The following is a 20,413-nucleotide window of genomic DNA, read 5'->3' as shown; positions in this document are numbered from 1 at the left end:
GTTGAAACTGTAGTCCGGACCCAGGGGGGAAACGGGCGACGAAGGCGCGCGGCCCTTGCCGATGGGGGGGCGCTTGCCGAGCGTAACGACATTCGACGCTCTGCTGTCCGGCGTCTCCTGGAACGGCATCGGGGTCAGCGGACGTCCGACGTTCGTGACCTATTCTTTCGATGCGGCGCCCCATCCCGACTATGCCCTGGCCTTTCCGGGCGCCTTCCTGGGGAGCTTCCAACCGCTCACGGCCGCCGAGCAGGATGTGGCGCGGCAGGCCCTGAAGGCCTGGGGCGACGCCAGCGGGCTCACCTTCCTGGAGGTCCCCGCCGGGCGCGGCGACATCCGCTTCGGCGTCTACGACTTCCGGCTGGGGCCGGAAGGCATCGAAGACAGCGCCGCCTTCGCGTTCAATCCGTTCGTCTTCGACGACCCCGACGGCGCCTTCGAGGACCACTTCGGCGGCGACATCTTCATCGACCTCGGCCAGGCGACCTTCGACACCCTGGTGCACGAGATCGGCCACGCCATCGGGCTCAAGCATCCGTTCGAAGGCCAGACGACGCTCGACGCGTCGATCGACGACATCGCGCACACCGTGATGACCTACAATCCGGCGGGCGGCCCCGCCACGGCCCTCGGCTCGCTCGACATCCTGGCGGTCCAGCACCTCTACGGCGGGCCCGCAACGGATGGGACCCAGGCGACCAGCTGGAGCTGGGACCCCGCAGCCTACATCCTCACCCTGGCGGGCGGCCCCGCGAACGACACCCTCGCCGGCGTGGCCGTGGCGGACCGGATCACCGCGGGGGCTGGAGACGACTACGTGATGGCGCGCGGCGGCGCCGACGTGCTGGACGGCGGAGACGGCGCCGACACCATGGCCGGCGGCGACGACGCCGACACGCTCTCCGGAGCGGCCGGCAACGACGTGCTCCACGGCGATCCCGGCGACGACAGCCTGGCGGGCGGCGACGGCGCCGACGACCTGTGGGGCCTGGCGGGCGCCGACACCATCACCGGCGACGAGGGGGGCGACACGCTGCACGGCGGCTCGGGCGCGAACCGTCTGTTCGGCGGATCCGGCAACGACGTCATCATCGTGGTCGACGGCCGCAGCACCGTCGATGGCGGCGAGGGGGCCGACCAGCTCTGGCTCGTGCCGCTGTCCTCCGCCAGCGCGGTCCTGACCTACGCGAGCCTGACGGCGGGCGGCGGGACCTATACCGGCATCGAGTCGGTGGTGATGTTCGGCGACTTGAACGTGGACACCCTGGTCGGCGGGGCGCTGCCGGACCTTCTCATGGGCGAGGGGGGCGCAGACTCCCTCGTCGGCGGCGCGTCCGACGACGGGCTCTTCGGCGACACCGGCGCGGACACGCTGTCGGGCGGCGAGGGGGCGGATTACCTCGAGGGCTGGAGCGGCGACGACTGGCTGATTCCGGGCGGCGGCAACGACCTCATCTGGGGCGCCTCCGGAATCGACACCGTGGACTTCTCGGGCGAGCTGGAAGGCATCGACGTCACCATCAACGCCCCGCGCTCGATCAGCGGCGCGATCGAGGAAATGCTCGACGTCGAGAACATCGTGGGCACGGCCTACGCCGACAACATCATCGGCGACGGCGGCGCGAATCGCCTGTTCGGCGGGGGCGGCGCGGACACGGTCAACGGCCGCGACGGCGCGAACTACCTGCGTGGCGACGACGGGGCCGACAGCCTGCTGGGCGGCGCGAACTTCGACGACATCAATGGGAACGTGGGCGACGACACCGCGGCCGGGGGGGGCGGCGACGACTGGGTCGTGGGCGGCAAGGACAACGACCGCCTCTCGGGAGACGATGGCGCGGACCTGGTCTACGGCAACCTGGGCGCCGACACCTGCGAGGGCGGGGCGGGCGCCGACACGATCCGCGGCGGCCAGCAGGACGACGTGCTGCAGGGCGGCGCGGGAGACGACTACCTCTCGGGGGACAAGGACAGCGACACGGTCACCGGCGGCGAGGGGGCGGACATCTTCCACACCTTCGGCGACGCCGGCGTCGACCGTGTCACGGACTTCAGCCTCGTCCAGGGCGACCGCGTGATGTTGGATCCCGGAACCCAGTACAGCCTGTCCCAGGTGGGCTCCGACACCGTCATCAGCATGACGGGGGGCGGCCAGATGATCCTGGTCGGCGTCGCCCTGTCCAGCCTGACCGGCAACTGGATCTTCGGGAACTGAGGCTCGCCTGAAGCGGGTCCGCCATGGGGGCACGTCGACGGCACAGGTCAGCGCGTCTATCGCCTGCACGCTTCGGCCGGGATCAGCCGTCGGAAGCTGCCAACAGGCGGAAAACGGTGATAGCGAGGGCCATGGTTCGAGCGGGTGGACAGACCGGGGGCGCGGTGCGGGGCCGCAGGCCCAAGGGGCAGGGGCCGGACCTGCGCCAGGCCATACTGGACGCCGCGGAGTCCCTCTTCTCCCGCCACGGCTTCTACGGCGTCACCGTCCGGCAGGTGGCGGGCGAGGCGGGCGTCGACACCGCGCTGATCCACTACTACTTCGGCGCCAAGCGAGAGCTGTTCGACAGCGTCTTCGCGCGGCGTGCGCAGATCCTGAACGAGATCCGCGTCGAGGCGATCGCAGCCTATGCGGCCGCCCACGCCGGCCGCATGACGCTCGAAGGCGTGATCGAGGCCTTCATCGACCCGCTCGTCGAGCTCGCCTCGACCAACGACGAGGGCTGGAAGAACTACTTCCGGCTCGTCGCGCTGGTGAACAACACGCCCGCCTGGGGCGGCGAGACGATGCACCGGTTCTTCGACCCGGTGGTGCGCCAGCTGATCGACACCCTCGAGGCGGCCTGTCCGGGGGCCGAGCGGCGCGATCTCTACTGGGGCTACCAGTTCCTCAGCGGCGCGATGATGCTGACGCTCTCCGAGACCGGGCGCATCGACCAGCTCTCGGACGGCCTGTGCCGGTCCACGGATCTCGCCGCCGTCCGCGCGCGGCTCTACGCGTGGTGCGCGGCCGGCCTCACGGAAATCGTGCGGCGGAGAGCGTAGCCCGGGCTTGCCGCGTCGCAACACGTCATGCGGCGCGGAACAAATCTACATAAAATCAACCGCATGGACTGCGGCGACGCTGATTTCACCCTTGCAAGAAATTTCCGCTTGCGTGCAATGCAACATCGGCGCACAAAGGTCCTGCCCTTTTGGGCGTTTCCTCCCTATGAACTGGCCGCGCCCCCGGGCGCGGCCTTTTTTTTGCGCCTGCGGCCCAGGGTCGGCCTAGACCTCGATGAGCGCGTACTCGACGCCCAGGTCACGGTTCAGCACCGGGCGCGCGACGTTGTAGACGGGCACCCCGCCGGGGGTCCGGCCTTCGTACGCCCCGCGGTGGGCGTGGCCGTGAAGCGCGCAGCGGACGCCCTCGAACCGGTCGATCGTCTCGCCCATGCGGGTGCTGCCCAGGAAGGCGAAGATCTCGGGCGGCTCGCCCTCCACCGTCGCCTGCACCGGGGCGTAGTGGGTCACGACGACGATGCGCTCGGTGCGCAGCATGCGCAGCGAGGTCTCGAGCTTGAGATTCTCGTCCACCGAGGCCTGCACGAACGCCTTGATCTCGGGCTCGCCGAACGCGGAGAGCATGTGGCGCCCGTAGCCGCCGATGAACCCCTTGCAGCCGGCGAAGCCCACCCCTGCGATCTCGAAGGCCTCGCCGTCCAGGACATGCATCCCGGCGTCGTGGAGAATGCGCGCCACCTCGCCGGGCTGGCCGCACTCATAGTCGTGGTTGCCCAGCACGCCCACCACGGGGATGGTGCAGACCCGCAGGTCCTCGGCCAGGATCTCGGCCTCCGGCGTCTTCCCGAAGTTCGTCAGGTCGCCGCAGAGGGCGAGCACGTCGGCCTCCTGCGCGATCCGCGCGAAGAGGTCCCGGTACGGCTGGCGCATGTCCTCGCCCACATGCAGGTCCCCGATGGCGGCCAGCCTCAGCGGCCGCGCTGCAGCCGCGCCCGGCTCAGGCGATGGGTTCATGCCGCTCCTCCAAGCCCTTGCCCACCACGTCGGCGAAGCCGAAATCCGTGATGTCGACGAGGTAGTCCCGGGGACTGAACATCCGTCCGCGGCACACCTTGATCCGGGCCGGGGGCAGCTCGATCTGCGCCGAGAGGCGCTCGGTCAACTCCGTCATCACCCACGCGGGGATGACGTTCCGCTCGGTGGGATAGATGAAGCGGAAGTTCAGGAGGTGGATCAGAAGCACCTCCCAGTACGGCTCCATGTACGCAAGCAGCCGCTTCCAATCGATGCGGTCGTGCTGGCGCAGGATGACGTGCGCGACGTCGGCGCCGTCGTACCGATAGCGATCCTGGATGAACATCTTGGAGACCACGAGCTCGGTCGGCGACGTGATCCTCGCCGTGGCGCCGTAGACCTCGATGGTGTCGTTGTCCTCGAACCAGGCGTCCGTCACCGGCGCGGCGCCGTTCGACATGGCGAAGATGACGTCGAAGAAGCGGTTGTCCTGCCAGACCTTGGCGATCCAGCGCTCGTCCTCGACCTCGGTGCGATAACCGCGGGCTTGGAAGTAGGCGAGGATCTTCGGGAAGTCGCCGGCCTTGCAGAAGACGTCCAGGTCCTTGGTCGGCCGGACGATCCCCGTGTAGGCGCAGACCGCATAGGTCCCGGACAGCAGGAAGCCGATGCCCGACTCCGTCAATAGCCGGAGGCTCTCGGCATAGAACGCCTCGGCGTCCGGCGGCGGCTCGAAGGCGGAGGCGTCATAGGCTTGGGACATCGGGCTGAGGAACGGCAGCGCCCTGCGCCGGTTCCGCGTCAGGACGATTCCAGCCTTGTCGGCCCGGAACTGCCGGAGTTGCATAGCCCGTCGCTCCCTCTGCCGGGCGGCGCCGAAGCCGCGACGGCAGGGCGGATCCAGCGATCAGTGGTCGCCGTCGGAGGCGCGGGCGATCCGCCTGAGGGCGGCGGCGAGGCGGTAGGCGTGCGAGCGGCTCATCTCGCCGTCGCGGTGGCCGCCGGAAAGCTGGCTGGCGAGCTGTTCCAGCGCGGAGCGTGGGCGTCCGGGCGCGAAGACGCTGGCCAGCATCTGCGCCTCCGCCATCAGGTCGGCGCGCGCGTGCGGCGGGCACGCGTCGAGCAGCACCTCGTCGAAGTCGACGATCGTGCCCATGCTGGGGGATCCTTCATGGCGTCGGGGACGGACCATCGGAGGCGACTAACCCCCTCTGCCGCGAGGGGTTCCGCGCAACCTGCGACGGATGAGCGCTGTTATGTCGGCCGCGCGCTGGGGTTGCTTGCATTCGCCCGATCGATGTTCGACTTTCCAAGAAAAGGGGAACCCATGGATTCGGAGCACGGCAAACGTCTCGCCCAGAACCTTGTCGAACTCCTGATCCCCTATGAGGAAGAACTGATCCAGCTTGAGCGCGACGTCCCTGCCTTCGGCCCGCTGAGAAGGGCTGTCGGCATCGCGATCGCAGAGAGCTGCTACTTCATTTCGGACAACGCGGTCTGCCAGGAAGAAGCCGTTCCCCCCGCAGACGGTCCCGCTAGCCGCGCCCGATAGCAAGCCCCCCAAGGAGACCCGAAAGACCCATGGCCAACAAACCTGAAGCGGCTGCAGATCCGGTAGACGTCGCCGTCGGCGCACGCATCCGGCTGCTGCGCAAGGTGCGTGGGCTGTCGCAGCAGGCGCTGGCGGAAGCCGCCGGCGTGACCTTCCAGCAGATCCAGAAGTACGAACGCGGAGCCAACCGCGTCAGCGCTTCCATGCTCACGCGCATCGCCAAGACCCTTGGCGTGCCGGTGGCCGAGATGTTCGGGGAAGCCTCGGCCAACAGCGGCGCGGTCGACGAAGTCGCCGCTCTCCTGGCTGAGCCAGGCGCCCTGGAATTGCTGAAGGCCTATGCAGGACTGCCGCGCGGCGTCTCGCGTTCCGCCCTGGTCGAATTCGTCCGTAGTCTGCGGAGCCAGCCGGGCTAAGAGAGGCGCATGCCTCTTCTTCTCCGGTTCCTCCTCATCCTCGCCGCGGCGTCGCCGGCCGCGGCGTCGGCCCAGGCTGCGCCTCGGCTGACGCCGGCCGAGGCTCGCATGGTCGCGGTCGTCGATGCGGAGCAGGGCCGCCACCTCAAGCTCCTCGAGTCCCTGGTGAAGGTGAACTCGGGGACCATGAACCTGCCCGGCGTCCAGCGCGTCGGCGACATGCTGCGTCCCGAATTCGAGCAGCTGGGCTTCACCGTGCGCTGGGTTCCCATGACCCAGACCGGCCGGGCTGGACACCTCATCGCCACCCACAAGGGCGACGGCAGGGGCAAGCGCCTGCTGCTCATCGGCCATCTCGACACCGTCTTCGAGCCGGACAGTCCGTTCCAGGGCTGGAAGGTCACCGGCGACACCGCCGAAGGGCCGGGCGTAGGGGACATGAAAGGGGGCGACGTGATCATCGTCGCGGCGCTGCGGGCGATGCATGCGGCCGGCGCCCTGAAGGCCGCGGACATCACGGTGGTCCTCACGGGCGACGAGGAGAAGCCCGGCGAGCCCTTGTCCGTCGCCCGCGCCGATCTGATCGAAGCCGGGCGCAACAGCGACGTGGCGCTCGACTTCGAGGGCCTGTCGCGGATCGGCGGCCGGGACGTCGGCTCGATCGCGCGCCGTTCCTCGACGTCCTGGACCCTCCGCGCCGCAGCGCCGTCCGGCCATTCCTCGGGCGTCTGCAAGGGGCAGGCGGGCTGCGGGGCCATCTACGAGCTCACCCGCATCCTCGACGCCTTCCGCCGCGAGCTGCCCGAGCCGAACCTGACCTACAACGTCGGTCTCGTCGTCGGGGGGACGTCCGCGGCCCTCAACGCCGACGACACGGGCGGACAGGCCAACGGCAAGCCCAATGTCATCGCGGCCGAGGCCATCGCGCGCGGCGACATCCGCACCCTGTCGCCGGAACAGGAGGCCCGCGTGCGCGCCCGCATGCAGGCGATCGTGGCGCAGCACCTCGACAAGGCCACGGCGACGCTCGAATTCTCGGACGACAGCTACCCGCCCATGGCGCCCACCGCGGGCAACCGGGCGCTGCTGGCCGAGCTCAATCGCGTCAACGCCAGCCTCGGGCTCCCCGCGATGCCGGAAGGCGATCCCGCCGGCCGGGGCGCGGGCGACATCTCGTTCGTCGCCTTCATCGACGGGCTGGTCGGGCTGGGGATGGCCGGAGAGGGCAGCCACGCCCCGGGCGAGACGGCCGACCTCAGGAGCCTGCCGGTCCAGGCCAAGCGCGCCGCGCTGCTCATGGCTCGGCTCTCGAGGCAGCCCCGGCCCAGGTCACCCTAGTCGGCGTGCGCCGCGGAGCCCGGCTCCCGCATGATCGGCGCCGCTCTGCGCAGCATGAGCACGAGGGGCAGCAGCACGCAGGTGGCCAGCGCCATCCAGCTGAAGATGTTGACGTACCCCAGCATCGACGACTGCCGCGTCACTTCGCCGTTGAGAACCGACAGGCCCGGCAGCGACTGAAGGCTCATGAGCGGCGGCAGCACGCCCTGCAGGACGGGGCTCGACGGGTCCATCCGTCCGGCCAGGTGACTGTGCACGGCCGCCGCGTCGCGGATCACCATGGCCTGCACCACCGAGATGCCGACGCTGGAGCCGATGCTGCGGCCCATGGTCTGAACGATCGTGCCCTCGATCCGGTGGACGGGGTCGAGCGTCGCATAGGCGAGGGTGCTGAGGGGGGAGAAGAGCAGCCCGGTGCCGAAGCCCTGGATGAATCCGCTGACGATGAAGGGGGTCGACGTCATCTGCAGGTTGAACCCGCCCATCATCCATAGCGCCACGATGTTCAGGACGAGGCCGATCACCAGCGAGGTACGCGCGCCGAAGCGGACGACGAACCACGGCACGAGCAGGAAGGCGATCAGCGAACCGATCCCGCGCGGCATGCTGACCACGCCCGCGTGCATGGCGGAGTAGCCCAGCAGGTTCTGCATGAACGACGGCAGGAGCGCGCTGGTGGAGAACAGCAGCACGCCCGTGAAGAAGCTGAAGATCGTGGTCCCGATGAAGTTCCGGTCCTTGGCCAGGTCCCGGTGGAAGAAGGGGTGCTTGCCGGTCGCGGTCTGCACGACGAAGACCCAGAGCCCCGCGACGCTGACCGCCACGTAGAACCAGATCTCCATCGACTCCATCCAGTCCTTCTGCGGACCGCGGTCGAGCATCATCTGCAGCCCGACGATGAAGGCGATGAGCCCGCCGAAGCCGATGAAGTCGAACGGGCGCTCGCGTCCTCCACGGTCGCGAGCCATGAAGTTCTGGACGCCCAGCCAGGCCAGGATGCCGATCGGCAGGTTGATGAAGAACACCCACCGCCAGTCCATGTTCTCGGTGATCCAGCCGCCCAGGCTGGGGCCGATGATGGGCCCCATGATGACCGCCGCGCTCCAGATGCTCATCACCCGCGGGATCATCGCCATCGGGAAGATGTCGAGCATCACCGACTGGGAGAGGGGCATCAGGCCCGCGCCGGCCAGGCCCTGCAGCACGCGGAACGCCACCATCTGGTCGACCGTCTGCGCCATGCCGCAGAGCATCGAGGCCACGGTGAAGCCCACGATCGAATAGACCAGCATGGTCTTGCGCCCGATCTTCTGGGCCAGCCAGCCGGCCAGCGGCGTCGCCACCGCCGTCGCCAGGATGTAGGACGTCAGGACCCAGGTGATCTGCTCGGGCGATGCCGAGAGACTGCCCTGCATGTGGGGCAGCGCCACGTTGGCGATCGTCGAATCCAGGGTGTTCATCAGCGTCGCCAGCATCAGCGCGCCGGTGATAGGGACCCGGTTCCTAACGTCCTGTGCGGCCGCCATCGGCGTCTCCCGAAGCCTGGGCCGTGCGCCAGTCGGCCGCCGAGGCGGCGTAGAGCGCGACGAGGTCGGCGAGCTGCCGGCCGCGAGCCTCGGCGAGCCGCCGCCGGTCGAAGCTCAGCTGCCGCCGGGACTGGACCACGTCTGCGGCGGTGCGCGCGCCGAGCTGCGCCGCGGCCAGCGTGTCGTCCGCGACCCTCTGGCTGTGCGCCACGGCCCGCGTGAGGGCCGCGACTTCCTCCTCGTCGCTCCGCAGCGCCGCCATGGCGTCGGAGACCTCGCGGAACGCCTTCAGGACGGTCCGGCGATAGTTGGCGACCGCCAGCTTCGCCTCGGCCTCCGCGGCCCGGGTGCGGGCCTTGCGGGCGCCGCCGTCGAACAGCGGCGCGGTCAGCCCGCTCAGCAGGGTGTAGCCGGTGGACTGGGTGTCGAAGACCTCGTCGGGCGAGAGGCCCGACAGCGCGCCGTTGGCCGAGAGTCGAAGGCTCGGGTACTGCTCGGCCATGCGGGCGCCGATGGCGGCCGTTGCGGCGTGGGCCTCGGCTTCGGCCGCGAGGATGTCGGGGCGACGGCGCACGAGATCGGACGGCAGGCTCACGGGAACCTGGGCCGGGACGACGAGCGCCCCCAGGTCGAAGTCCGGCGGCGTCCAGTCGGCGGGCGAGCGGCCCACCAGGAGGGCCAGCTGGTGCCGGGCCGCATCGTACTGGCGACGCAGCGGGGGCAGGGCGGCCTCGTCCTCGGCCAGCTGGGCTTCGATCCCGGTCAGCGTCGTGCGCGGGATGCCGCCGATGTCCAGCGCCTTGCGCGCCAGGCCGAGCAGAATGCGGTCATCCTCGACGATCGTCTCCAGCGCCTGGATCTGTTCCCGGAGCTCCGCCACCCGGAAGGCCTGCAGGGCCACGTTGCCGGACAGGGCGAGATAGGCCGCGTCGGCCTCGCGGGCGGCCTGGTCCACGCGGGCGCGCGCCTCTTCCACCCGCCGCCGGCCGCCGCCGAACAGGTCGAGGTCGTAGCTGACCCGGCCACCGACCGAGAAGAGGTTGAACACCCGGCTCCCGGAGAAGGGGGAGGGCGTCCCGTCCGCCGAGCGGCGAAAGCCGAAGGCGCGCGAGTTGAACTTCTGCCTCTGGACGTTGGCGGTGGCCTCGACCTGCGGGCCCAGTTCCGCCCCCGCCTCCAGGGCCTCGGCCTGATAGCGCTCTAGCGTCGCCTGCGCCGCCGCCACGTCCGGACTTTCGGCCAGGGCCATCCGCACCGTCCGGTCCAGCGCCTCGGAACGGAAGGCGGCCCACCAGGGACCGGCCGTCCGCGCGTCCGGGTCCAGGCGCACGATGGCGGCCCTCGTTTCCCCCGCCATCGCATAGTCGGCCGCGCCCGTGGGCGGGGCGGGGGGCTTGAAGTCGGGCCCGACGGTCGTGCAGCCGGCGAGCGCGATCGCGAGCGCGGCCAGCGGCGCCAGGGAAGCGAGGCGGGCCGCCACCGCCGCTACCGCCCGCGCCCGGGCGCGGTCAGGTCCACCTTGACCACGGCGGACAGCCCGGCGCGCGCCGCGCGCTCGGGCGGCGGCCTGTCGAACTCGATGCGCACGGGCAGGCGCTGCGTGACCTTCACCCAGTTGCCGGTGGCGTTCTGTGCCGGCAGCACCGAGAAGGCCGCGCCGGTCCCCGGCGGGAAACTGGCCACGTGACCCTTCAGGGGGCCGCCGGGATAGGCGTCGATGTCGATCTCCACGGGCTGCCCGACGTGCATCCTGCCGATCTGGGTTTCCTTGAAGTTGGCTTCGACCCAGGGCCGGCCCGACAGCAGCCAGAAGGCGCTCTGAGAGGCGTTCAGGTAGGCGCCGATGGGAAGCTGGTCGACGCGCGCCACGACGCCGTCCGAGGGCGCGACGACGGTCGCATGGCTCAGGTCCAGCCGCGCCCGCTCCAGCTGCGCCTTGGCCTGCATGACGCTGGGCGCGCGGTCGCCGATGTCGGCCTCTCCGCCCAGGGCCGCCAGCGCCTGCGCCGCCTGCCGCTCGGCGATCGCCAGCTGGTCGCGCGCCTGGTTGGCCGCGTGGATCGCCTGGTCCACCGCCTGGCCCGACGCGGCGCCGGCGGCGTTGAGCTGCCGCTGTCGCACGACCTCGCGCTGCGCGAACGCCAGGTTCTCGCGCGCGGCGTTGATCCCGGCCGTCTCCCGGGCATACGCCGCCCGCGCCTGGCCGACGGCGAGGCGGGCCGCGGCCAGCTGGGCTTCGGCCAGGTCCAGGCGGGCCTGCAGCTCGCGCTGGTCGAGGCGGAACAGCACCTGCCCGCGCTTCACGGACTGATTCTCCTTGACGTAGATCTCGACCACGCGGCCGGCGATCGAGGGCGCCACCGGGGTCTTGGCGATCTGGACGTAGGCGTCGTCGGTGGTCTCGGATCGCCCTGCGGTCAGCACGAAGTAGGCCAGCACCGCCAGCACCAGCACCGGGCCGGCGATCATGATGATCCAGCGCCGCCGAAGCACCCCCGACCGGCGCCCGCCGGACGCCGACGCGCCTTCCTCGTTGTCCGTCACGCTTCCGACTTCCCCCACGACGCGGCGGGTCCATGGCCCGCCGTCGACTCCACTCGACTAGGCGCTCACGCCGAGGGCCGCCAGCGCCCGTTCCTTGACGGCCTTGTAGTCGACCTTCCCGTTGGGGGCGCGCCCGATGGACTCGACCACCACAAGCTCGCGCGGCGCCTTGTAGCCCGCAAGCTGCGCGTGCACGTGGGCCGAGAGTTCGGGCAGGGTCGGCGAGGCGCCGGCCTCGGGCTCGACCACGGCGCAGATCCGCTCGCCGAACCGAGGGTCGGGCACGCCCACGACCACCGCGTCGCGCACGGCCGCATGGCGCTTCAGCGCTTCCTCGACCTCTTCGGGGAAGACCTTCTCGCCGCCGGTGTTGATGCAGACCGAGCCGCGGCCCAGCAGCTTCAGCGTCCCGTCCGTGTTCACCTCGGCCCAGTCGCCGGGGACGCTCCAGCGGACGCCTTCCATCACCTTGAACGTCTTGGCGGTCTTCTCTTCGTCCTTGTAGTAGCCGAGCGGGAGGAAACCCGTGACCGCCACCAGCCCGCGCTCGCCCGAGCCGGGCTCCACGCGGGTTCCGTCCTCGCGGAACACGCCGGTGTTCGGGCCCAGCATGAACGCCGCCGTCTGGGCCTCCTGGCCCGCGGCCGACGCCGAGGCGCCCAGTCCGACGGCCTCGGACGAGCCGAAGCTGTCGGCGATCATCGCCTGCGGGATGTGCCCCAGCAGCCCGCGCTTGTTCTCGTAGCTCCACATCGAGCCCGACGAGCTCATGGCCCGGACGCTCGAGAGGTCCCACTTCCCGGGATTGGCGTCGAGCGCCTCGAGCATCGGCGTGGAGAACGCAAGGCCCACGATAACGATGTTGGTGGCCTTCAGCCGCTCGACCTCGTTCCACAGCTCGATGGCGTTGAACTTGCGCGAGGGCAGGGTGCACACCGTGCCGCCGGCGTTGAAGGCGATGAAGGCCGAGAACTGGCCGGTGCCGTGCATCAGCGGCGCGGCGACCATCGACGTGGGCTTCAGGTGCTCAGGCCCCTTGATCCGCACCACCAGCTCCTCGATCGAGGTCGCCGGCGGGATCCCCAGCGCCGCGTTGCCGCCTGCGCCCAGGACCTGGAACAGGTCGTCCTGGCGCCACATCACGCCCTTCGGCATCCCGGTGGTGCCGCCGGTGTAGAGCAGCAGCAGATCGTCGCCCGACCGTCCCCAGGGCGCCTTCACCGGACGCTGCGCCGGCGCCTTCGCGACGATCGCGTCGTAGTCTTCCGCCCAGGCGGGCACGGTGTGGCCCGGCTCGGCCACCGCCACCCAGGCCTTCACCTGGGGCAGCTGGGGCCGGATCTTCTCCAGCAGTTCGGTGAAGCCCGCGTGGAACACCACGGCCTCGGCGTCGGCGTTGTCGAAGAGGTAGCGCACCTCCTCGGGCCCGTAGCGGTAGTTGGTGTTGACCGGCGCGAACCCGCCCTTGAACGCGGCGAAGTAGGTCTCGAGGTACTCCGGCCCGTTGAACAGGTAGCCCGCGACCTTGCCCTGGCGGCTGAGGCCCTTGGCGATGAAGTGCGCCGCGAGCGCGTCCGCGCGGGCGTCGAATTGGGACCAGGTCAGCACCCGGTCCGCCTGGATCTGGGCCGCCTGATCGGGCTGCGACCGCGCGATCGCTTCCCAGATATCCGCAATGGTCCAGCCCATGACGCTACGCCTCCCGACAAGCTCTTGTTCGTTGGCGGAAATCTGGCCTCCTGCCGTGGGGTTATGTCAAACGTCCGTTGGCTGTGGGCGCCGTAACGGAGGCCACGTGGCATGGCGCGCCCAGCAAATCTGAAGAGGCGCCGAGACATTCCATATATTCCTATAAAACGAGTAGGAATAAAGTCTCGTCCATGCCTCACGCCCTGATCGAGATCGCCCTCGACGACGGCGCCGTCGACGCCGCCGTCGCCACCCCGCCCACACCCGGCCGCCACCCGCCGATTCTGCTGCTCGGAGGGCGCCGTGGGCTGGATTCGAGGCTGCTTTCCTGGGCGGCCCGGTTATCCGCCCACAGCTTTTTCGTCCTGGCGCCCGATTTGTCGGACCTCTCGGCCGATGACCGTCGTGAGGCCGGTTGGGCCGCTCTGGACCACCTGGCGGACGAGCGCGGCTGCGACGATGAACGGGTGGGGGTGGTTGGTTTCGGGGCCGGGGCCGACCTCGCGCTGGTGCTCGCGGGCTGGCGCGCCGAGCGGATCGCCGCCGTGGCGGCCTACGGAGGGCGTGGCTTCGGCCCCCGGTCCGCGGTGGAGATTGCCCAGAGAATCAATGGGTTCGTCCGCATCGGATACCAGCTTGGCGGACACGCGGGCCGTGCGGGCGTCGTCGAGACGGCGTTGGCTGCGGCGGGCGTCCTGTTCGACATCGAGGTCTACGGCGAGGAGCCGGATGGGCCAGGCCTGATCGACCTGATGCACCGCGTTCTGCGCCCCGCGGCAGCGGCGTCACGCGCCTTCGAGGCGGACAACCCGACGACGCCGGCCCCCCCGTGGCGCATCTCCGGTGGCGCGCCGCCTCTTCCGCGTTAGGATGCATCCAAGCGACTCGGACCCGGCCCCCCGCCGGGCGGTCGTGCGACACTCACTAGCTGGGGGAGCCCATGGCCACTGGAAAAAACACGAACGCCCTGCAGAAGCCCCTGACGCCCTCCGCCGAACTGGCCGCCGTCGTGGGCTCGGGCCAGCTTTCGCGCGGGGAAACCGTCTCGAAGATCTGGGACTACATCAAGAAGAACAACCTGCAGAATCCCGCGAACAAGCGCGAGATCCTGGCCGACGCCAAGCTGAAGCCGATCTTCGGCGGCAAGGACAAGGTCAGCATGTTCGAGATGAACAAGCACCTGGCGGCCCACCTGAAGTAGGGCGGGATGCAGCGGCGCCTCGCATTGCGCCGCGTGTACGGTGTCAGGGACCTCGCGGGCTGTTCGCCCTGCGAGGTCTCTTCACTTTTGGGGTCCGGCCCGACATAAGGGCCGGCTCCGCAGACGGACCACCACGTGACCGCGCCGAACAGAGCCATCATCCTCGCCGCCGGCCAGGGCAAGCGCCTCCTGCCGCTCACCGAGGACCGTCCCAAGTGCCTGGTCGAGCTCTCCGGCCGCAGCCTGCTGGCGTGGCAGCTCCTGCGCCTGCAGGCGGCCGGGGTGGCCGAAACGGTCATCGTGACGGGCTTCCGCGCCGACGCCGTGGAGGCCGAGATCGCCAAGCTGGGGCTCGCCATGCCCGTCCGGCTGGCCTTCAACCCCTTCTACACCGTCAGCGACAACACCGCCTCGTGCTGGATCGTCCGCGAGGAATTCGACCGCGAGATCCTGGTGCTGAACGGGGACACGCTGTTCGGTCCGGGCGTGGCCGAGGCGCTGCTGGCGGCGCCGCCCGCCGAGATCACGGTCACCATCGACCGCAAGCCCGCCTACGACGCCGACGACATGAAGGTGCTGACCGAGCACGGCCGCCTCGTCGCCATCGGCAAGACCATCGAGGCCTATGACGCCGAGAGCATCGGCTTCCTGCGCTTCTCCAAGGCGGGCGCGGCCAAGTTCCGCGCCGGCGTCGAGAGCGTCCTGGCCCACCCCGAGGGCCTGCGCCGCTGGTACCTGTCCGTCATCGACGAGCTCGCCCGCGCGGGCGTCGACGTGAAGGTCTGCTCCATCGAGGGCCTCGAATGGGGGGAAATGGACTTCCCCCAGGACGTCGACAACCTCAACCGCCTCTCAAGCGGCTGGACCGTCCCGGCCTAAGCATCGGACGCGCGGCGAGAGGCGGCTACGCGTCGCCGACGATCTTCCGCACCAGGTCCAGGTCGGCGGGCTTGTCCACGTCCACCGAAGCCAGGCCGTAGGGCGTCTCCACGATCGCCGCAGTGACGCCGGCAAGCCGGCCAAGCCGTTCGGCCGCGGCCTTGAGCGTCAGCCGGCCCAACGCATAGCTCGCCAGCATGCCGACGCCCAGGATGCCCGCCATGCGCCACGGGCGCTTCCGCTCGGCCTCCACCCGCCGCCAGAGGTCGACCACGGCCAGCGCGCGCGCGTTGGCCAGGTAGAACAGGTTGCAGCCGCTCCAGTGCCCGTCGGCGAGCTTCAGCCAGGTGCGCCGGGTGTCTGGGGCGGCCCGTTCCACGGTGGCGCGGCCGGCCACGAGGGCGGCGACGTCGGCGTCGCTCGGCGTGTCGTCCAGGAACCGGCGGACCCACTCGCCGTCCAGCAGCGCGTGATCCGCCGTCGTCACCAACAGCGGGGTCCCCAGGTGCGCGCCCGCGGCCTTGACGCTCAGGCTGGGTCCGGCCTGCTCGTCCAGGACCTCCAGGCCCAGGACTTCGGCCTCGCGCCGCACATCCGGGTGGCTGGAGACGACGGCGATCCGGCCCGCGCCTGCGTCGCGCAGCGCCACGGCCACCCGCGCCAGCAGGGTGCGGCCCTGCAGCCGGATCAGGGCCTTGTGCGTCGCTTCCCCATAGGCCGCGACCGCATCGACCGCGCCGGGCCGCGAGCCGGCCAGCACCAGCGCGGCGAACCCGCTCAAGCGAGCGCCTTCTGGTACAGCCGATAGGTCTTGTAGACCTTCGCGCCGCCGACGTCGCAGATGCGGCGCATGGCGGCGTTGTCCTCCAGGATCCACGAGAGTTCGTAGCGCTCGTAGCCCAGCTTGCGCGCCTGCTGGGCCACGGCGTCGATCAGCTGGAAGGGCAGGAGCTGGCCGCGCAGGCTGGCGGCGAACTTGCGCTTCACGCCCATCAGGGGCACGCGGCCGGTCTTCACGCCCTTCACCTTCAGCCGCCAAAGCAGCTTGGCCCAGCCGAACGGGAACAGCCGGCCCTTCAGGTCGGCGATCGCCTCGTTGATGTTGGGCAGCAACACCATGAAGCCCGCCGGCTCGCCGTCGATGTCGGCGAACCACGTCAGCCGCGGGTCGATCACCAACTTCAGCGTCGACGCCAATGCCTGGGTTTCCGCCTCGGTGGTGGGTGTGAAGCCCCAGTTTTCGCTCCAGGCGTCGTTCAGGATGCTCGTGAGGGTGCGGACCTCGGCGTCGAAACGCTTCATGTCCAGCATCCGCAGGGTGACGCCCTCGGCCGGACCCTTGCGCACCCGCCGCAGGATCGGCGCGGGCAGGTCGTCGGCCACGCTGCAGACATAGGCGAAGATGTCCTTGGCCTTGGCGTAGCCCGCGCCCTCGATGCGGCCGGGCGTGTGCGGCGCGTCGTGGCCCATCATGAACATCGGGGGGGCCTCGTGGCCCTCCACCAGCAGGCCCACTTCCTCGTTGGTAGAGAGGTTCACCGGCCCGACGGCCGTGCGGCAGCCCCGCGCCTTCAGCCAGGCCTCGGCCGTGGCGAACAGGGCGGCGAAGACCTCGGCGTCGTCCTCGGCCGCGACCATGCCGAAGTGGCCGACGCCGTCCTTCGTCGTGGGGTTCAGGTGGTCGATCTGGGCGCTGATCCGGCCCACGTCGCGGCCGTCCCGCACCGCCAGCCAGAACTGCACGTCGGCGTGTTCGAAGAACGGGTTGCCCTTGGCCGAGAGCGATTCCCGGCGCTCGAACATCAGGGGCGCGATGTAGTTCGGGTCGCCCGCGCCCAGCCGCATCGGCACGCGGATGAACCGCTCAAGGTCGGCGGCTGTTTCGACCGGCTGGATCTGGACGCCCCCCAAGGCGCTAGCCCTCGCGATAGATCAGCATGGTCAATCCGAACGCGGCGAACATGGCGGGCGCCGCCCAGGCCGCCAGCAGGGGCGGCGCGGCGCCGTTCTCGCCCAGCGCCGTGAAGGCGCCGTCGAACACCAGGAACAGCAGGCCCGACGCCAGGCACTGGACGATCAGGGTCGCGCCGCCGCCGCGGAAGTTCGCCAGCGCGGCAGGCGCGGCCAGCAGCAGCATCACCAGGCACGCGGCAGGCGCCGCCCAGGCCCGCTGCAGCTGGGTGTCGTAGAACGTCCGTGGCCGAACCGAGAGGCCGCCGGCGAGCGCCCGGCTGGCCTCCGCCGGGGTCACCGACGTCTGCCCCATGGCCAGCGTCCGCACGTCCCCCGGCTTCAGCGTGTCCGACCAGTCCATGGACCGCGCCGCGCCCTCGGCGATGCTGGCCGCGCCAAGGGTTTCGAACCGCGGCTCCACCAGCCGCCAGCGCTCGTTCTCGTAGACCGCCGCCTGCGCGGTGGTCCGCTGCACTAGGCGTCCCGTCTGGTCGCGCCGGTAGATGGTCACCTTCTCCAGGCTCCGTCCGTCCGGATCGCGGGGCACCGCGACGACGATCTCGTCGCCAAGCCGGAAGGTGAGGGGATCCACCACCTTGTCCGGATCCGCCGGCGTCGAGCTCTGCCACCAGGTCGAAAGCTGCGCGTCGGTGCGCGGAGCGATGACCATGCCGATCGCGAGCTGCGCCACGGCCAGGGCCAGGGCGGCCGGCGCGGCGATCATCGTCACGCGGTAGGCCGATATCCCCGTCGAGCGCATGGCGGTGACGGCGCTCTCGCCGGCCAGCTTGCCGAAGGCGAACAGCGAGCCCGCCAGCACCGAAAGCGGCGCCGCCTGCTCGATCAGGCGCGGCAGCCGCAGCATCGCGTAGTAGGCCACGCCCTCGGCGCCCAGCTTGCGGTCCAGGATCTCGGTGGTCACGTCCAGCAGGTCGAGGATCTGCAGGATGCCGACCATGATCGCCAGGGCCGCGAGGATCCGCGACCCCATCAGGCGCAGCAGGTAGCTCGAGAGCGTCATGCCGGCTGCGCCTGGCCCGCGCGACGCAGCTTGAAGCGCGCGACCTGGGTGGCGATCAGCTCCATCACCCGGCCGATCGGGGTCTCCCCGGGCCGCTTGCGGCTGCTGACGAAGACCACGATCGCGATGCTCGCGAAGACCACGAAGGGCAGGCCCACGGCGAGCGCCGGGTTCGCCCGCCCCGTGTCGGCCAGGCCCTCGCCCAGCTGGACGGCGTGGTAGAACGCCAGCAGCAGGAGGCCGCCCACGATCACGCCCGGCGCGCGGCCGCTGCGTTTGGCGGCCAGCCCGAGCGGCACCGCGAGCAGTGGGAGCAGCGGGAGCACAAGCGCGCGCGCCAGCCGCCCGTAGAGCTCGCCCAGCAGGGTGTCGCGCGGGATCGACGTGCGTCCGCTCTCGGCCTGGTCGGCCAGCTCGAAGAGGGTCAGCTCCCGCTCGTCGCCGCCCCGCGACCGCAGCAGCCGGGCTGGCCCCTGCACCGGCAGCTGCATCGTGAAGTCCTCGAAGCTGAGGAGTTCGGGGTGACCCTGGCGGTCATAGCGAAGCTGCTGGCCGTTCTTGAGCATCAGCTGGACGTTGCGGCCGTCGGCCGTGCGGCGGACCTCGGCCATGCCGGCGGTGGTGATCTCCTCGCGACCGGTCTCGGTGATCCGGCGGATGAAGACCCGGCTGAGCTGCTGGCCGGCCGCATCGGCGGCGTCGGTCGTCATCGTCAGGTCCTTGGACGGGATCAGGATCGTCTCGGCGGGGACCAGCCCGTTCCAGCCGGCGTTCTGGGCGGTGTGCAGCACGGCGCGATAGGCGTAGCGGCTGTAGGGCTGCAGGAAGCCGAACACCACCAGGCTCACCGCCGCCAGCCCCGCGGCCAGGCAGAGGTAGGGCGCCGCCAGCCGCGTCAGCGACACGCCGGCGGCCAGGAGGGCGTCCACCTCGGAGGACTGGTTCATCCGGTTGACGACGATGATCAGGGCCAGGAAGAACGCGGCCGGCAGGGTCAGGCCCACATAGTGCGGCACCAGGTTCACCGCGAGCTGCGCCACGAAGCCGAACCGGTCGCTGGACGCCGCCAGCAGGTCGAGCAGCCGCAGCGTGCGCTCCAGGAGCAGCGCGATCAGGGTGACCCCGGTCGCCCCGACCATCGGCCAGAAGGCCAGCCGGAGCAGGTAGCGGTCGATGCGGCTCAATCGGTCCCCCGGGGTGCGGCGGTCATGCCCGCCAGAGGGCGGCGAACTCGGCGGCCAGCGCGCCGGCCTCCTCCTCGCTCAGCGCGACGTGCGACGCAAGCGCCGGCGGACCCGGCCAGCCCGCATCCCGGAACACATGGCCGCCATGGCTGCGCTCGCCGTCGTAGCGCGGCAGCACGTGGAAATGGACGTCAGGGTCGACCATCATCAGCATCAGGTAGTTGATGCGCTCGTAGGCCACAGTATGGCGAAGCAGCGCCTCGACGCCGTCCACGGCGGTCTTGAGGTCGGCGAAGGCCTCGGCCGAGAGATCCGAGAAGGCCGTCGCCTCCTCCTTGCAGACCAGCACCAGCGATCCGTAGGTCGGCTGCTGCGGCCGCACGAGCACCAGCCACTTCGCGGTCTCCGCGACCAGGGTGTTCGGGTGCCCGAACTTGCGGGCGGTGGCGTTGCTCACGGTGCGTTCCTGGCGGTGCGGCGAAGCGCGATCATAGGGACCGGCCCCCCGCGGCGAAAGCGGGAACGGCGGCTTTCGTGCGCTCAGGCGCCGGCGAGCCGGAACCAGTCGGTGAGGCTTTGCCGCACGTGATCGGCCAGCGAGCCCTGCGGGTCCATCGCCCACTGCACCAGGGCGCCGTGGTGCTGCGCGTCGAGCAGCGCGGCCGCCCGCTCCGCCGGGATCGGCAGCGGCGGCAGCCGCCGCACGATCGCAGCCCGGAACAGGGCAAACCGCTCCCGCGCCAGGCGGTTCATGGCCGGGTCGCGGATGTCCTCGCGAAGCCAGAGCAGGTGGTCGGCGAGGCTCGGGTTGTCTCCGAACAGGCGGGTGGCGTCGGTGTAGATGCCGATCACGACCTCGCTGCCGACGCCGTCGGGCAGCCCGGCCACCCAGGCCGTGAAGCGGACGTTGTCGTGGGCGAAGGCGCGCGCCACCAGCGTCTGCTTGTCGCCGAAGCGCTGGAGCAGCGTGGCCGGCGACACGCCGACGTCGCGCGCCACGTCGGCCAGCGTGAACCCCGCCGGCCCCGCCGCGGCCATCAGGGGCAGGGCGCGCTCCAGGATCGCCTCGTCGCTGATCGACTTCTTCCGCGGCACG

General features: G+C 70.6%; 21 protein-coding genes. 8 read left to right on the top strand and 13 right to left on the bottom strand.

The window, feature by feature from the left end; genetic code table 11:
• Positions 1 to 73 precede the first annotated feature (73 nt).
• The gene (locus AC2D8W_RS02745; protein ID WP_484670220.1) at positions 74 to 2,215 is read left to right on the top strand and encodes a matrixin family metalloprotease; all 2,142 of its coding nucleotides are present in this window, start codon (positions 74 to 76) and stop codon (positions 2,213 to 2,215) included.
• Positions 2,216 to 2,346: 131 nt separating this feature from the next.
• On the top strand, positions 2,347 to 3,039 hold the full coding sequence (locus tag AC2D8W_RS02740) for a TetR/AcrR family transcriptional regulator (RefSeq protein ID WP_293480080.1): 693 nt from the start codon (positions 2,347 to 2,349) through the stop codon (positions 3,037 to 3,039).
• Positions 3,040 to 3,264: 225 nt separating this feature from the next.
• Here AC2D8W_RS02740 and AC2D8W_RS02735 read toward each other — a convergent pair whose 3' ends face one another.
• The 3 genes from AC2D8W_RS02735 to AC2D8W_RS02725 are packed head-to-tail and all read right to left on the bottom strand — an operon-like array spanning position 3,265 to position 5,170.
• Positions 3,265 to 4,014 carry a metallophosphoesterase family protein gene (locus AC2D8W_RS02735; protein WP_484670219.1) on the bottom strand — a complete coding sequence of 250 codons (750 nt, stop codon included), beginning with the start codon at positions 4,012 to 4,014 and terminating at the stop codon, positions 3,265 to 3,267.
• The gene (locus AC2D8W_RS02730) at positions 3,998 to 4,861 is read right to left on the bottom strand and encodes a nucleotidyltransferase family protein (protein WP_484670218.1); all 864 of its coding nucleotides are present in this window, start codon (positions 4,859 to 4,861) and stop codon (positions 3,998 to 4,000) included. The genes AC2D8W_RS02735 and AC2D8W_RS02730 overlap by 17 nt, the downstream gene beginning before the upstream one ends.
• 60 nt (positions 4,862 to 4,921) lie before the next feature.
• Positions 4,922 to 5,170: a hypothetical protein gene (locus AC2D8W_RS02725; RefSeq protein ID WP_484670217.1), complete on the bottom strand. Its 249-nt coding sequence runs from the start codon at positions 5,168 to 5,170 to the stop codon at positions 4,922 to 4,924.
• Between the two features lie 171 nt (positions 5,171 to 5,341).
• Here AC2D8W_RS02725 and AC2D8W_RS02720 point away from each other — a divergent pair, with 171 nt between their 5' ends.
• The 3 genes from AC2D8W_RS02720 to AC2D8W_RS02710 are packed head-to-tail and all read left to right on the top strand — an operon-like array spanning position 5,342 to position 7,320.
• Positions 5,342 to 5,566: a hypothetical protein gene (locus AC2D8W_RS02720; RefSeq protein WP_293480088.1), complete on the top strand. Its 225-nt coding sequence runs from the start codon at positions 5,342 to 5,344 to the stop codon at positions 5,564 to 5,566.
• A gap of 29 nt (positions 5,567 to 5,595) precedes the next feature.
• The gene (locus tag AC2D8W_RS02715) at positions 5,596 to 5,982 is read left to right on the top strand and encodes a helix-turn-helix domain-containing protein (protein WP_293480090.1); all 387 of its coding nucleotides are present in this window, start codon (positions 5,596 to 5,598) and stop codon (positions 5,980 to 5,982) included.
• A 9-nt stretch (positions 5,983 to 5,991) separates the two neighbouring features.
• Positions 5,992 to 7,320 (top strand): M20/M25/M40 family metallo-hydrolase, encoded by a 1,329-nt coding sequence (locus tag AC2D8W_RS02710; protein ID WP_484670216.1) that lies wholly within the window; start codon positions 5,992 to 5,994, stop codon positions 7,318 to 7,320.
• Here the strand turns inward: AC2D8W_RS02710 and AC2D8W_RS02705 are convergent.
• From AC2D8W_RS02705 to AC2D8W_RS02690, 4 genes are read right to left on the bottom strand one after another with little or no spacing between them, the layout of a single operon-like run.
• A complete protein-coding gene (locus AC2D8W_RS02705) occupies positions 7,317 to 8,846 on the bottom strand; it encodes an MDR family MFS transporter (RefSeq protein ID WP_293480094.1) in 1,530 nt (509 codons plus the stop codon). The two genes, AC2D8W_RS02710 and AC2D8W_RS02705, sit on opposite strands and share 4 nt — an antisense overlap.
• A complete protein-coding gene (locus tag AC2D8W_RS02700; protein ID WP_484670215.1) occupies positions 8,824 to 10,326 on the bottom strand; it encodes an efflux transporter outer membrane subunit in 1,503 nt (500 codons plus the stop codon). The genes AC2D8W_RS02705 and AC2D8W_RS02700 overlap by 23 nt, the downstream gene beginning before the upstream one ends.
• 5 nt (positions 10,327 to 10,331) lie before the next feature.
• A complete protein-coding gene (locus AC2D8W_RS02695) occupies positions 10,332 to 11,390 on the bottom strand; it encodes an HlyD family secretion protein (RefSeq protein ID WP_484670214.1) in 1,059 nt (352 codons plus the stop codon).
• A gap of 57 nt (positions 11,391 to 11,447) precedes the next feature.
• Positions 11,448 to 13,079, bottom strand: coding sequence for an acyl-CoA synthetase (locus tag AC2D8W_RS02690; RefSeq protein WP_484670213.1), 1,632 nt, complete (start codon positions 13,077 to 13,079; stop codon positions 11,448 to 11,450).
• 191 nt (positions 13,080 to 13,270) lie between these two features.
• On the opposite strand from AC2D8W_RS02690, the gene AC2D8W_RS02685 reads away from it, so the two are divergent.
• The 3 genes from AC2D8W_RS02685 (at position 13,271) to AC2D8W_RS02675 (ending at position 15,159) form a co-directional block, all read left to right on the top strand.
• Positions 13,271 to 13,948, top strand: coding sequence for a dienelactone hydrolase family protein (locus AC2D8W_RS02685; RefSeq protein WP_484670212.1), 678 nt, complete (start codon positions 13,271 to 13,273; stop codon positions 13,946 to 13,948).
• A 71-nt stretch (positions 13,949 to 14,019) separates the two neighbouring features.
• Entirely contained in the window at positions 14,020 to 14,280 is a 261-nt protein-coding gene (locus AC2D8W_RS02680) for an SWIB/MDM2 domain-containing protein (RefSeq protein WP_293480104.1), read from the top strand.
• Between the two features lie 135 nt (positions 14,281 to 14,415).
• Positions 14,416 to 15,159: a phosphocholine cytidylyltransferase family protein gene (locus AC2D8W_RS02675; RefSeq protein WP_484670211.1), complete on the top strand. Its 744-nt coding sequence runs from the start codon at positions 14,416 to 14,418 to the stop codon at positions 15,157 to 15,159.
• A gap of 25 nt (positions 15,160 to 15,184) precedes the next feature.
• Here the strand turns inward: AC2D8W_RS02675 and AC2D8W_RS02670 are convergent, their stop codons facing one another.
• From AC2D8W_RS02670 to AC2D8W_RS02645, 6 genes are all read right to left on the bottom strand, one after another.
• Entirely contained in the window at positions 15,185 to 15,940 is a 756-nt protein-coding gene (locus AC2D8W_RS02670; protein WP_484670210.1) for a nucleotidyltransferase family protein, read from the bottom strand.
• The gene (locus tag AC2D8W_RS02665) at positions 15,937 to 17,070 is read right to left on the bottom strand and encodes a dATP pyrophosphohydrolase (RefSeq protein WP_484670209.1); all 1,134 of its coding nucleotides are present in this window, start codon (positions 17,068 to 17,070) and stop codon (positions 15,937 to 15,939) included. Before AC2D8W_RS02665 ends, AC2D8W_RS02670 begins: the two co-directional genes overlap by 4 nt.
• 4 nt (positions 17,071 to 17,074) lie before the next feature.
• The gene (locus AC2D8W_RS02660; protein WP_484670208.1) at positions 17,075 to 18,133 is read right to left on the bottom strand and encodes an LptF/LptG family permease; all 1,059 of its coding nucleotides are present in this window, start codon (positions 18,131 to 18,133) and stop codon (positions 17,075 to 17,077) included.
• The gene (locus AC2D8W_RS02655) at positions 18,130 to 19,317 is read right to left on the bottom strand and encodes an LptF/LptG family permease (protein ID WP_484670207.1); all 1,188 of its coding nucleotides are present in this window, start codon (positions 19,315 to 19,317) and stop codon (positions 18,130 to 18,132) included. The genes AC2D8W_RS02660 and AC2D8W_RS02655 overlap by 4 nt, the downstream gene beginning before the upstream one ends.
• Before the next feature lie 22 nt (positions 19,318 to 19,339).
• Positions 19,340 to 19,774 (bottom strand): HIT family protein, encoded by a 435-nt coding sequence (locus tag AC2D8W_RS02650; RefSeq protein WP_484670206.1) that lies wholly within the window; start codon positions 19,772 to 19,774, stop codon positions 19,340 to 19,342.
• Between the two features lie 83 nt (positions 19,775 to 19,857).
• Positions 19,858 to 20,412, bottom strand: a complete 555-nt coding sequence (locus tag AC2D8W_RS02645; protein ID WP_484670205.1) for a TetR/AcrR family transcriptional regulator — start codon at positions 20,410 to 20,412, stop codon at positions 19,858 to 19,860.
• Position 20,413: the final 1 nt, after the last annotated feature.

It is taken from the genome of Phenylobacterium sp. T106 (genome assembly GCF_057219735.1).
This window is presented reverse-complemented; position numbering and strand designations above follow the sequence as displayed.